The organism is Mucilaginibacter psychrotolerans, from assembly GCF_004519315.1.
Lineage (GTDB): Bacteria > Bacteroidota > Bacteroidia > Sphingobacteriales > Sphingobacteriaceae > Mucilaginibacter > Mucilaginibacter psychrotolerans.
Genome location: NZ_SOZE01000013.1, coordinates 88,904 through 101,652, shown reverse-complemented (window position 1 = coordinate 101,652; position 12,749 = coordinate 88,904). Strand labels below are relative to the sequence as shown.

At 46.9% G+C, this 12,749-nt stretch carries 15 protein-coding genes; 13 read left to right on the top strand and 2 right to left on the bottom strand.

What is annotated here, in order from left to right:
* Positions 1-46 precede the first annotated feature (46 nt).
* The gene (locus tag E2R66_RS14220) at positions 47-1,054 is read right to left on the bottom strand and encodes an aspartate-semialdehyde dehydrogenase (RefSeq protein WP_133231829.1); all 1,008 of its coding nucleotides are present in this window, start codon (positions 1,052-1,054) and stop codon (positions 47-49) included.
* Between the two features lie 298 nt (positions 1,055-1,352).
* Here E2R66_RS14220 and E2R66_RS14215 point away from each other — a divergent pair, with 298 nt between their 5' ends.
* From E2R66_RS14215 to E2R66_RS14160, 13 genes are all read left to right on the top strand, one after another.
* Positions 1,353-2,303 (top strand): NAD-dependent epimerase/dehydratase family protein, encoded by a 951-nt coding sequence (locus E2R66_RS14215; protein WP_133231827.1) that lies wholly within the window; start codon positions 1,353-1,355, stop codon positions 2,301-2,303.
* A gap of 88 nt (positions 2,304-2,391) precedes the next feature.
* Positions 2,392-3,117 carry a YebC/PmpR family DNA-binding transcriptional regulator gene (locus E2R66_RS14210; protein ID WP_133231825.1) on the top strand — a complete coding sequence of 242 codons (726 nt, stop codon included), beginning with the start codon at positions 2,392-2,394 and terminating at the stop codon, positions 3,115-3,117.
* 121 nt (positions 3,118-3,238) lie between these two features.
* Positions 3,239-3,454: a DUF2442 domain-containing protein gene (locus E2R66_RS14205; protein ID WP_133231823.1), complete on the top strand. Its 216-nt coding sequence runs from the start codon at positions 3,239-3,241 to the stop codon at positions 3,452-3,454.
* Positions 3,455-3,636: 182 nt separating this feature from the next.
* Positions 3,637-4,632 (top strand): hypothetical protein, encoded by a 996-nt coding sequence (locus tag E2R66_RS14200; protein ID WP_133231821.1) that lies wholly within the window; start codon positions 3,637-3,639, stop codon positions 4,630-4,632.
* 35 nt (positions 4,633-4,667) lie between these two features.
* Positions 4,668-5,069: a hypothetical protein gene (locus tag E2R66_RS14195; protein ID WP_133231819.1), complete on the top strand. Its 402-nt coding sequence runs from the start codon at positions 4,668-4,670 to the stop codon at positions 5,067-5,069.
* Between the two features lie 4 nt (positions 5,070-5,073).
* Positions 5,074-5,556 carry a hypothetical protein gene (locus E2R66_RS14190; RefSeq protein WP_133231817.1) on the top strand — a complete coding sequence of 161 codons (483 nt, stop codon included), beginning with the start codon at positions 5,074-5,076 and terminating at the stop codon, positions 5,554-5,556.
* A gap of 109 nt (positions 5,557-5,665) precedes the next feature.
* Positions 5,666-6,175 carry a phosphoribosyltransferase family protein gene (locus E2R66_RS14185; RefSeq protein WP_133231815.1) on the top strand — a complete coding sequence of 170 codons (510 nt, stop codon included), beginning with the start codon at positions 5,666-5,668 and terminating at the stop codon, positions 6,173-6,175.
* A 13-nt stretch (positions 6,176-6,188) separates the two neighbouring features.
* Positions 6,189-6,350 carry a hypothetical protein gene (locus tag E2R66_RS28360; RefSeq protein ID WP_158288415.1) on the top strand — a complete coding sequence of 54 codons (162 nt, stop codon included), beginning with the start codon at positions 6,189-6,191 and terminating at the stop codon, positions 6,348-6,350.
* A 260-nt stretch (positions 6,351-6,610) separates the two neighbouring features.
* Positions 6,611-8,341 (top strand): single-stranded-DNA-specific exonuclease RecJ, encoded by a 1,731-nt coding sequence (recJ, locus tag E2R66_RS14180; protein WP_133231813.1) that lies wholly within the window; start codon positions 6,611-6,613, stop codon positions 8,339-8,341.
* A 198-nt stretch (positions 8,342-8,539) separates the two neighbouring features.
* Positions 8,540-9,280, top strand: coding sequence for an LPS export ABC transporter ATP-binding protein (gene lptB, locus E2R66_RS14175; protein WP_133231811.1), 741 nt, complete (start codon positions 8,540-8,542; stop codon positions 9,278-9,280).
* A gap of 111 nt (positions 9,281-9,391) precedes the next feature.
* Positions 9,392-10,927: a GH3 auxin-responsive promoter family protein gene (locus E2R66_RS14170; RefSeq protein WP_133231809.1), complete on the top strand. Its 1,536-nt coding sequence runs from the start codon at positions 9,392-9,394 to the stop codon at positions 10,925-10,927.
* 57 nt (positions 10,928-10,984) lie between these two features.
* Positions 10,985-11,380 (top strand): hypothetical protein, encoded by a 396-nt coding sequence (locus E2R66_RS14165; protein ID WP_133231807.1) that lies wholly within the window; start codon positions 10,985-10,987, stop codon positions 11,378-11,380.
* Between the two features lie 12 nt (positions 11,381-11,392).
* On the top strand, positions 11,393-11,791 hold the full coding sequence (locus E2R66_RS14160; RefSeq protein ID WP_133231805.1) for a hypothetical protein: 399 nt from the start codon (positions 11,393-11,395) through the stop codon (positions 11,789-11,791).
* Positions 11,792-11,793: 2 nt separating this feature from the next.
* Here E2R66_RS14160 and folP read toward each other — a convergent pair whose 3' ends face one another.
* Complete coding sequence (gene folP, locus E2R66_RS14155) at positions 11,794-12,651, bottom strand: dihydropteroate synthase (protein ID WP_240049319.1); 858 nt, start codon at positions 12,649-12,651, stop codon at positions 11,794-11,796.
* Positions 12,652-12,749 lie beyond the last annotated feature (98 nt).

Genomic DNA, 12,749 nt, shown 5'->3' with positions numbered 1-12,749 from the left:
CTGAAATGCATGTTGAGACGCAAAATATTACGTCTCTAGAATTTGCCTACGCCTCTACAACCTGTCCGATCAAATGCTTGGCCACCAGATACTCGGCAATTTGCACGGCATTGGTTGCTGCACCCTTGCGCAGGTTATCAGATACTATCCAGCAGTTTAAAGTGTTCGGCTGGGTTTCATCGCGGCGGATGCGGCCTACAAAAACTTCGTCTTTATCGTGTGCGTCCAATGGCATCGGATATTTGAGGTTCGCGATATCATCAGTTACTACAATGCCCGGCGATTTGGCAAGCAGCTCTTTTACTTCCTCCACGTCAAAATCATTCAGGAACTCGATGTTAACCGACTCTGAGTGGCCGCCCATTACCGGGATACGCACCGTGGTAGCAGTAACCTTGATGCTGTCATCGCCCATTATCTTAACGGTTTCCTTCACCATCTTCATTTCTTCCTTGGTATAGCCGTTCTCGGTGAACACGTCAATCTGCGGGATAACATTCAGGTCGATGGTGTATGGGTATGCCATTGGGCCTTCGATACCTTTACGCTCGTTGAACAGTTGGTCAACCGCTTTTACGCCGGTACCGGTTACCGATTGGTAGGTAGATACCACCACGCGTTTGATTTTATATTTATCGTGCAGGGGCTTTAAGGCCACTACCATTTGTATGGTGGAGCAATTGGGGTTGGCGATGATTTTGTCATTGGCAGTTAATACATCGGCATTCACTTCCGGCACGATCAGCTTTTTGCTGGGGTCCATACGCCAGGCCGATGAGTTATCGATAACGGTAGTACCCACTTCGGCAAACATTGGGGCCTGCTCTAAAGAAGCACTGCCACCTGCACTAAACAGGGCAACATCGGGCCTTTGCTTTATCGCATCCTCAACAGAAACCACCTTATACTGCTTGCCCTTAAAAGTAATTTCTTTACCAATACTCTTAGCGGAAGCTACAGGGAATAATTCTGTAACGGGGAAGTTGCGCTCCTCAAGGATCTGCAACATTTTAGTGCCTACCAGCCCGGTGGCACCTACTACTGCGATTTTCATTGCGTTAATCTGTTTTTTAATTGAAAATGAAGCTTCCTTCGGAGGTTTCATTTGTTTGTTAAATTATGTAATAAACTAAACTCCAAATATGCGTTTTTTTTTGCGAATGTCTACTAAACTAGTATGCGAATTTGTCTGAACTCGAATTTTAAAGAATTAATGGAATACACAGAATTAAAATAGCTTGCTTTGAGCTAAATTCTGTCACTTCTAAAAATTCCCCCAAATTCGAGTTCAGACAACGAAAAATTCGAGTTCAGACAAAAAAATTTACCTTTGTGCCCAAACCTGCATCTGCATGAGCGAAAAGATTTTAGTGATAGGCGCCAACGGGCAAATTGGCACCGAACTGGTTACTGCCTTGAGGAATATACACGGAGCCGAAAACGTTATAGCATCGGACATTAACAACCCCAACTACGCTATCCGCAACAGCGGCCCTTTCGAGTTTGCCAACGTGCTGGATAAGGATAACCTGCACCATATATTCGAAAAGCACCGCCCTACACAGGTTTACCTGCTGGCGGCTATCCTATCGGCCGTGGGCGAGCAAAAACCACGCATGGCCTGGGATTTGAATATGAGCGGGCTTTTGCATATACTTGATTTTGCCGTAGAGTTTAAAACCGCAAAGGTTTTCTGGCCAAGCTCTATCGCCGTTTTCGGCCCGCACTCACCTCAATATAATACGCCGCAATACTGCGTAATGGACCCTAACACGGTTTACGGGTTCAGCAAACTGGCAGGAGAGCGCTGGTGCGAATATTACCATGCCAAATACGGGCTGGATGTGCGCAGCCTCCGTTACCCCGGCCTAATAGGCTGGCGCGCGAACCCGGGCGGCGGAACAACTGATTATGCAGTTCACATATTCCACGAGGCTTTGAAAAAAGGCAACTACCAAAGCTTTTTGGCCAAAGGTACCGCCCTGCCCATGATGTATATGGATGATGCTATCCGCGCTACCATTACCTTGATGGATGCACCCGCCGAACAAATAAAAATACGCAGCAGCTATAACCTGGCGGGCATAAGCTTTACGCCAGAACAATTGGGCGATGAAATTAAAAAGCATTTGCCTAATTTCGAATTGAGCTACGCCGACCATGACCCACGCCAGGCCATTGCCGATAGCTGGCCAAAATCGATAGACGATAGCCAGGCAACCGAAGACTGGGGCTGGCAAATAGAGTACGATCTGGCCAAAATGACCAGCGATATGCTTGAGAATTTGAAGAGGATAATTTAAAACTTAAATAAGAATAAAGTCACAGTATTATTTAGAGAGCATCGTTGAAATCGGTGAAATCAAAATAAATCGGTGTAATCACAAAAAAATGGGAAGAGCATTCGAATTCCGTAAGGAAAGGAAATTTAAGCGCTGGGCCAAAATGGCGGTGCAGTTTACGCGTTTGGGTAAGGAAATTGTAATGGCGGTTAAAGCCGGCGGGGGCGACCCGCACACCAATTCGCGCCTGCGCACAGCTATCCAAAACTCTAAGGCGGTTAACATGCCTAAGGACCGTGTGGAGGCCGCCATTAAACGCGCTACCAGTCGCGACGAAAAAGATTACGAAGAATTGGTGTACGAGGGCTATGCACAGCATGGCGTAGCCATATTGGTAGAAACCGCTACCGATAACATCAACCGTACCGTAGCCAACGTACGCAGCTATTTCACCAAATACGGCGGCACGCTGGGCAAAACCGGATCGCTCGATTTTATCTTCAGCCGCAAATCGGTATTTACTTTCGACCCGGGCGACCGCGATTTGGAAGAATTGGAATTTGAACTGATTGATGCGGGTTTAGAAGACCTGTTTGTTGATGCAGACGAGGAAGGAAACGAAATTGCTGTATTGCACGCGGCTTACGAGGATTTCGGCAAAATGCAGAAAGCTTTAGAAGGATTAGGTATCGAAACCAAATCGGCCAAGCTGGAGCGAGTTGCACAATCAAACATCGCCGTAACCGAAGAGCAATCCGTAGACGTGTTCAAAATCATCGACCGCCTGGAGGAAGACGACGACGTGCAGGCGGTGTACCATAACATGGCGGAATAAGCCACAACGCCCCGCGCGTCATTGCGAGGAACGAAGCAATCTCCCGGTTAGCATATCCACAATACAAAGCTTAGCGATTGCTTCGTTCCTCGCAATGACGAGTTTATTAAATTGACGAACCATGCCACTACTATCAAACCGCAAGCAGGACCAAAAAGTTAAGGTAACTTTTGCCAATGGTTTGCTTTTTGTAGAAAAGGCCGATGGTAAGCAGCAGGCTTTCCCGTTGGAATGGTTTCCCAAGTTGTTGAACGCTACCGATGAGGAGCGCGAAGACTGGGAGCAAACGGATAAAGGAATCAACTTTACTAAGTTGGATTTAAAAGTAGATTTTTAGAAACAGAATCAAGAGCTAAGAACCAAGAGACAAGACAAAGGAGCTCGTCTTATTTCTTGATTCCTGGCTCTTATATCTAATTTTGGGGTTTGTAGAATCAAGAGGTCAAGAATCAAGAGACAAGAAGAAAAAAAGAAGTTTGTCTTGCATCTTGATTCTTGCTATCTTATATCTAAATAAATATGACTTTCGAAGAGTTTTTTCAGAAAAAGAGGATAGACCTTACCCGCCTGCAAGCTGGTGAGCCCGCCTTGTTTTTTGAATTTAAAACCCATTTCGAGCAAATGGGCGAGAAGAGTTTCGACCATACCAAAAAATACTGGTTCAACAAATTACGCCTGCAATACCATTTGGCAGCCGAACTGAAGCCTGCGAAAGTACATATAGAGAACCGCCTGGCCGAGCAAACTATCGTAGAAACGCTTACAGAAAGCATTCCCTCTCCGAGTTTGAAAGTCGAAAGTCCGGAGTCGGAAGTAGAAAGCCCTGCCGAGTCTGCTGCACCGAAACCTGCATTTAAACCCCGTTTCAATCCTAAAATGGCTGCTCCAAAGGCTACCGCAGAAGCAGCAACGATAGAGCCAAAAGCCGAAAATCCGGAAGAAAGCACTACAAGCCCTGCGGAAACAACAGCTCCAAAACCCGGTTTTAAACCACGCTTCAATATGAAGATGGCACCGAAACCAACTGAACCTGTAGAGGATAAACCTAAAACACTTGCGCAGGCAGAAGCCAGACCTGTTGAAGAAACACCTGCCCCTGCTACGGAAACTACCGCACCAAAACCTGGTTTCAAGCCACGCTTCAATATGAAGATGGCACCGAAACCGGCAGAGCCCGTTGAGGAAAAAGCAGATGAACCTGTGCAGGTTGCTGTACAGCCGCCTGTTGAAGAAACACCCACGCCACCTATAGAAGGAGTCGCGCCAAAACCCGGCTTCAAGCCTCGTTTCAACATGAAGATGGTGCCAAAACCAGCGGAGACAGCGCAACCGAAAACGGAAGGCGAGATACCGCTTGCCGAAAACAGTGTTGAACCGGCACCTGCCGCAATTGAAACTAAGGCAGAAATACCTGCAACGCCGGAAGCGCCCGCAGCGGATGCCGCACCAAAACCTGCTGGCTTTAAGCCAAGGTTCAACGCGGCAAAGATGAAACCCAAACCGCCGCAGGAATAATTAATCTATTTTAGAACCCATAGTACCCAACATATATGGATCCCAAAGAACTGCTGAACGAAAACGGCTCAGAACCCAATAAACCAAAAAAGGAAAGCCCGCTGGTAAGCCTGGAACGCGACCTGAAACTTTTCAACGAATCTATCCGCGAGGTGGCCGTAGAAATCATGCTCGAGGGCTTATCTTTGCACCCCATATTCGTTGCCCACCAGCACGAAATCAAACTGGGCGAAGTTATCCTCGACCGCAACGAACTCAACACCGAGTGGAGCATCCACGCCTCCACCATCGAAGAATTTACCGAGCGCGGCATCATCAAAACTGAATTGAAAGAACGTTTCCTCACTACCTATAAAAACCCGCACGATTTTATGTGCCTGTTCGTGGTAGTGCCAGAGGGGGCGAACTTTGTGTATTATCCGTATGTAAAAGGGTAACACAATGTCTATTGAAAAGGTAACTTTTAAAGATTGGGTATTTGAGGTTGACAGGAGCTTGAACGAGGCACATTATGCTATGTTTGTAAGCGATGGAGCTGCCACATGTGGCTGTGGAAATTGCGAAAATTACTTAGCGTATCGCGATCAAATATTTCCGGATGAGGTAAAGAAACTATTCGACAATCTTGGTATTGATTATAAAAAGGATGCTGAAATCATGACCAATTATAAAACCTCCGATGGTTTGTATAATATCATGGGTTGGTTTCACTTTAAGGGACTTATATTAAGAGGGAAAAATTGCGCTATCCCTCTGCCTGGTGGCAATGGGTATTCCATAGAATTAAGCAGATTCTCTGATAATTTCTCTATCGGTTTTAGCAATCGAGATAACTTATCATATTTTGAAAATAACGACGACTTAATCGAGTTAACATTCGAAACTAATATCCCCTGGGTTTTGGACCCCACGCTCGAAACTTAATAGTGCTGTTGCAAAGTTGTCGGCTTATTTCTACCTTTAAATTGTAAACCAAGCACTCAAAAAGGGAACATTTCAACCTTCCAAATTACAACCTTCCAACAACAAAAACATGCCCGATAAAAAAATCCTGATATTAAACAGTACGCAAATACAGCAAAAGATAGACCGTATTGCCTACCAGATACTGGAAGATAATTTCGACGAAACCGAGATACTCATCGCCGGCATCCTGCCCCGGGGCAACCATTTGGCTGAGCGGTTGAAGGCTGTGCTGGATGAGATTGCCCCATTCAGTAGCCGCCTGCTCACTATCGAACTGGAGAAAGAAAGCACCAGCCTGAGCGCCCGTATCAACTTCGAGATTGAAGAATGCAGCAATAAAGTAATTGTACTGGTTGACGATGTGCTCAACAGCGGCAAAACCCTGGCCTATGGTTTCGGTGTTTTCCTGGATGTGCCCCTCAAAAAACTCCGCACCGTGGTATTGGTAGACCGTAACCACAAAAGCTTCCCCGTTACTACCGATTATGCAGGTGTGGCCCTCTCTACCGTTATCAAAGAACACGTCAACGTGGTTTTGGATGTGGATGGTGAGGAAGATGCAGTTTATTTGGTGTAGAATAATTCAGGCGATGGAAGAGCAAGAAGACAAAACGCCCGAATCGGAAAAAGACTGGTGGGATGACCTTACCGATGCCCAAAAAGAAAATATAAACGTAGGCTTAGAGGAAGCAGAAATCGGAAACCTGATTTCTTCGGAAGAATTTTGGAGGAGATTGAAGGGCACTCTATAATTTCACATTTTGTAAAACATAGCCCCAATGTCATTATAAGCGGTAGCGCGGCAACCATCGGCACGAAGGTCAGCTCTGTATTGCGGATGATTACCGCGTCGCCCCACCTCTTTTACCCACGCGCCGCTCCTCGCAAAGACGTTAGGGATAAGCTAACGTTATGCACCATTGCCTTTTATTCCCCCCGTCATAATCTCCACCACCTCCCTTCTTACATTCTCTTTCCCTATCTTTACACCCTCAAAAATCTAATAAAAATTATGTCTAAACGGTGGGTGATAAAAGATGCAGCTGATACGGATGTAGTGCAGGCGCTTGCTGCTGAACTTAACATCAGCACCGTATTAAGCAATATGCTGGCTCAACGTGGCATCAGCAACTTCAACGAAGCCAAATACTTCTTCCGCCCCAGCGTGCTCCACCTGCACGATCCTTTCCTGATGCAGGATATGGAAAAAGCTATCGACCGGATAGATGCCGCTATAGCCCAAAATGAAAAAGTGATGATCTATGGCGATTACGATGTAGATGGCACTACAGCCGTGGCCTTAACGTATAGTTTTTTTAAAAACCATCACGCCAATATCGAATACTACATCCCCGACAGGTATAAAGAAGGTTACGGCATCTCCACAGCGGGAATAGATTATGCGGCGGCCAATGGCATCACGCTTATCATCGCGCTGGATTGCGGCATTAAATCGGTTGATAAAATTGCATACGCTAACACACTCGGGGTAGATTTCATCATCTGCGACCACCACTTGCCCGGCGATGAATTGCCTGCGGCTGTGGCCATCCTCGATCCAAAACGCGCCGATTGCCAATATCCATACAAAGAACTTTCAGGTTGCGGTATCGGACTCAAGCTGGCCCAGGCCTACGTGGAAAAACACGACTTACCATTCGAAGAAGTAAGCGCTTATTTCGATTTGGCCTGCATCAGCATAGCTTGCGACATTGTGCACATAACCGGCGAGAACCGCGTGCTGGCCCACCTTGGCCTGCAAAAGATAAACGAAAATCCCTGCATCGGCGTAAAGATGCTAATGGAAGTAGCCGGCCGCAAAGGCCCTTACACCATTAGCGATGTGGTGTTTTTATTGGGCCCGCGCATAAACGCCGCCGGGCGCATTAACGATGCCAAAGATGCCGTGCAGCTATTGATTGCCTGCCACGAAGACGATGCCAAAGAAAAAGGCCTCCTCATTAACGAGCGTAACCAGGAACGCAAGGAATACGATGTGCAAATTACCGAAGAGGCCCTTAGCCTGATAGATAACGACGAAATACTCATCGGCCGTAAATCTACAGTGGTATTCAACGAGCGCTGGCACAAGGGCGTTATAGGTATTGTAGCCTCTCGCCTTACCGAAAAATATTACCGCCCAACAATAGTGCTCACCCGCAGCAACGGGCATGTGGCCGGTTCGGCACGGTCGGTTTTGGGGTACGATTTATACGAGGCCCTTTGCGGCTGCAGCGATTTGTTGTTGCAGTTTGGTGGGCATAAGTATGCGGCGGGCCTCACTATGCAGCCAGAGCAGGTGCCTGCATTTATCCAACGGTTTGAAGAAGTGGTGAGCAGCACCATAACCGATGAGCAACTGATACAACAGGTGCTGATAGATGCAGAACTGCAACTGAGCGATATCGAACCCAAATTCTTTAGGATACTGAACCAGTTCGCGCCCTTCGGCCCGGAGAATATGGCACCGGTATTCCTGAGCAAAAATGTGTATGTTAGCGGCAATGCGGGCCTGGTTGGTGGCAACCACGTAAAAATGAGCGTAATGCAGCCCGGTTCGGCGGCATTCAGTTGCATAGCCTTTAACCATGCAGAATACCTGCCGCAATTAAAACCCGGCGTACCATTTGATATTTGCTACGCTATAGAAGAAAACGTTTGGCGCGAACAAAGGACGATACAGTTGAATATAAAAGGGATAAGGATAAGCCCCACCCAACCCTCCCCGGAAGGGAGGGCTTAAAATTAAAAGTCTCCCCTACCGGGGAGATTCAGAGGGGGCTTTTACGACGTTGTTGGTGTTGTCAGCAACAACCTTACGATAAACGAATAGCATAGTAAACTATAAACCAATATAAAGCGTTAAGGAAAGCAATCGAAGGCCGACCAAAGCAACAATCAAGGAAATCCATGAATCTGGTGAATCATGGTTCAGAAGCATATGATCCTCAGAGCAGAAAACTTAGTAAAGAAATATAAGCAACGCAGCGTTGTAAACGATGTAACCTTTAACGTGGCGCAGGGCGAAATAGTAGGCTTGCTTGGGCCAAACGGTGCCGGCAAAACCACCTCTTTCTATATGATCGTGGGCCTGGTGAAACCCAATGAGGGGCATATTTATTTAGACGATCAGGAAATAACCGGCGACCCCATGTACCGCCGCGCGCAAAAAGGTATAGGCTATCTGGCACAGGAGGCATCTGTTTTCCGCAAGCTTTCGGTTGAGGATAATATCAAAGCCGTGCTGGAGATGGGCAAGATGCCCAAGGACAAGCAGCGCGATAAACTGGAAGAACTGATTGACGAGTTTAGCCTGCACAAAGTACGTAGAAACCGTGGCGACCTGCTTAGCGGTGGTGAACGCCGCCGTACCGAGATTGCCCGCGCCCTGGCTGCCGAACCCAACTTCATCCTGCTGGATGAACCTTTTGCCGGCGTAGACCCCATTGCAGTGGAGGAGATACAAGCTATGGTAGCCAAGTTAAGGCATCGCAATATAGGCATACTCATTACTGACCACAACGTACAGGAAACCCTCTCCATAACCGACCGCGCTTACCTGCTTTTCGAGGGCAAGATACTGGAATCGGGTGTACCCGAAGTATTGGCTGCCAACGAGATGGTGCGTAAAGTTTACCTGGGTGCTAATTTTGTGTTGAAAAGGAAAACCTTTGCGCAGTAAAACTATATATTTGGTTTATAGTTGATGGTCATAGTAGCTGCATAAAAGCCAACAAGCGATTTGCAATAAGCCTTCGTCCATGAACTAATAACCACCAATTGTCAGCCCCGTATGGCCATCATCAACTCTGTATTTACCTGGTTTATGAAAAAGCGTATCCACCAGATAGAGCTTTTTATGAAATACCCCAACGAGGTACAGGAAGAATGGTTTGAGCAACTAGTGGCCGGTGCCGAAAACACCGAATGGGGCAAAAAGCATCACTATAAAAGCATCGAAAGCCTTGCCGATTTTAAGCGGCAGGTACCTATTCAAAATTACGATACGCTGAAACCCTATATCGAGCGGATGCTGAAAGGCGAGCAAAATGTGCTGTGGCCGTCAGAAATCCGTTGGTTTGCCAAATCATCGGGCACCACCAGCGACCGCAGCAAATTTATCCCCGTAAGCGAAGAATCGCTGGAAGAATGCCATTTTAAAGGTGGCAAGGATATGCTTACTATATACTTCAACAACCGCCCCAATGCCCGTATTTTCACGGGGAAAAGTTTAACACTTGGCGGTAGCCACCAGATAGGTCAGCTAAATGCCGACACTTCTTTCGGTGATCTATCAGCGGTAATCATGAAAAACCTGCCACTTTGGGCCGAGTTTTACCGCACCCCGCACCTGGATATTGCCCTGCTGGAAAACTTTGAAGAGAAGATTGAAAAGATGGCGCACGCTACCAAGGATGTAAATGTAACCAGCATCAGCGGCGTGCCCACCTGGAACATATTGCTCTTTAAACGCATTCTGGAGATTACGGGCAAAAACAACCTATTGGAGGTATGGCCCAACCTGGAGCTTTATTTCCATGGCGCGGTGAACTTTACCCCCTACCGGGAGCAGTTTAGGAAATTGATACCCTGCCCGGATATGTACTACCTGGAAACCTATAATGCATCGGAAGGTTTCTTTGGTATACAAGATTTAGAGGAACCCGGCGATATGCTGCTGATGCTCGATTATGGCATCTTCTACGAATTTATGCCGCTGGAATACCTGCACGATGAGGACCCCAAAACCCTTACACTGGATGAGGTAGAGCTGGATAAGAACTACGCCCTTATCATCAGCACCAATGCGGGCCTATGGCGGTATATGATAGGCGATACCGTAAAATTCACCTCACTTGCGCCCTATCGAATTGCCATCACCGGCCGTACCAAGCATTTCATCAATGCTTTTGGCGAAGAACTCATTATAGACAATGCCGAACGTGCCTTGGCCGAAGCTTGTTCATTAACGGGTGCCATCATCCGTGATTATACCGCCGCGCCTGTTTACTTCAATGGCGACCAGTGCGGCGCGCATGAGTGGCTGATAGAATTCGAGCAAAAACCCGCCGAATTTGAGCGTTTTGTAGATGTGTTAGATTTAACCCTGCGCCGCGTAAACTCTGATTACGATGCCAAGCGTTTTAAAGATATGGCCCTGCGCCGCCCCCAGGTGCGCAAGGTTGCCGAGGGTACATTCTTCAATTGGATGAAGCTGAAAGGCAAAATTGGCGGGCAGCACAAAGTACCCCGCTTAGCCAACAACCGCGAGTACATCGATTCGATATTAAAGATGCTGGATGGTGTTGTGGTACCTTCTAAAAATTAAATACCTGTTGTAGCGTTTACACACCGCCCATCGTAATAGTTATAAAACCAATTCTTTATGAAGAAGACTTTACTATTGATAGCTATATTTTCTACGCTGGCATCATGCAAAAAGGAAAAAAACCCGCAAATTACGCCCGGCCTGTTCGGCAAATGGGAACTGGCTTACGTGCACGGCGGCTGGCACCCGGCAACGGCAGTTACCAACAGTGGTAACGTGTACCAATTCAACAGCGATAGTACTTACGTAAAGTACCTCGATAATAAAGTAACTGCAAGCGGCAAATTCAGCATCAAAATAAATCAGGTGCAGGATACGATAAAATTTGGCCTTATTACCTTTACTAACCCAACTTATAGCGATGCCTGGGCGCAAACCCCGCATACTATCATTATTGGCTCTTCGGCGGCGGATGGGCCATCTTATGAATATCATAAAGTAAGCTACAAATAATAACTGATCAGTATGAAGACTTCCATATACACCCTAACAGCTATCATTGTATTTGCATCCTGTAAAAAAGCCGATATGCCGGTTACTTCTACCGGTTATACCGGCACGTTTGAGTTACGGGCCAGGCATGGCGGCATTGCCGGTATTAACGAAAAATATGAAGCGGGTAACAAAAACATCCTGCAGTTGAATGCCGATAGCACTTATAGAATGTTTGTGAAAGGTGCGCAGACTTCAGCGGGGAGATTCAGGTTAAAAAAGAATGCCTATACTTATGGCAATATTGTTTACGACTGGATTTATTACGATGCCGATACTTACGGCACCGAGGTAAGGCTACACGGCGATACGCTTACCTTGGGTACCGATATTACTGATAATATCGCTACGGATTACAAAAGGATAAAATAAAATCACCCGCAGTTACAAGCTTCCCATATTTTTATTGCATCCACTGCTTCCTTTACATCGTGTACACGCAGGATGTTGGCACCTTTGGTAAGAGCTATAGCATTTAAGGCAGTGGTGCCATTAAGTGCTTCCTTGGCGGTGCTACCCAGTAGCCCGTATATCATCCGCTTGCGCGAGATACCTGCCAGTACCGGCAGTTGAAGCCTTTCGAATTCCTGCATGCGACTCATTAGCTCATAACCCTGCTCTGCTGTTTTGGCAAAGCCGAAGCCGGGGTCGAGGATGATATCGTGTAGGCCCAACTGCTTTAGCGCATAAACCTTTTTAACGAAATAGTCGTACACCTCGGCAAACACGTCATCATATTTGGCCTGTTGCACCATATTTTGGGGCGTACCTTTCATGTGCATCAATATATAAGGCACCTGTAGGCGGGCCATTGTGGCAAACATATCCGCATCCAGGCTGCCGCCCGATATGTCGTTGACGATATGCGCACCCGCCTTTATGGCAGCCTCGGCTACGCTTGCGCGGAAGGTATCAACAGAAATAATCGCCTCCGGCAATTCTTTTGCAATGGCTTCAACCGCTGGCAACAGCCGCTCCATTTCTTCGATGACAGAAATATCCGTGGCGCCAGGTCGGGACGAATAAGCCCCAAGATCCAGAAAAGTCACACCCTCATTCAGCATTTTTTCGGCCTGTTGCAGTACCGATGCGATATCACTCACCCGGCTTTCGGCAAAAAAAGAATCGGGCGTGATGTTGATAATGCCCATCACTTTGGGAGTAGATAAGTCAATCAATTTGCCACCGGCGTTCAGGCTTAGTTTTTTCTGAAAAAATGTATCTTTGTCCACTGAATTTGTTGGAAGGTTGTAAGGTTGCAAAGTTGTAAAGTTAAAGCGACTTTGCTGCTACGTTCGGGCCAAAATTCGAACATTTCAACCTTACAACA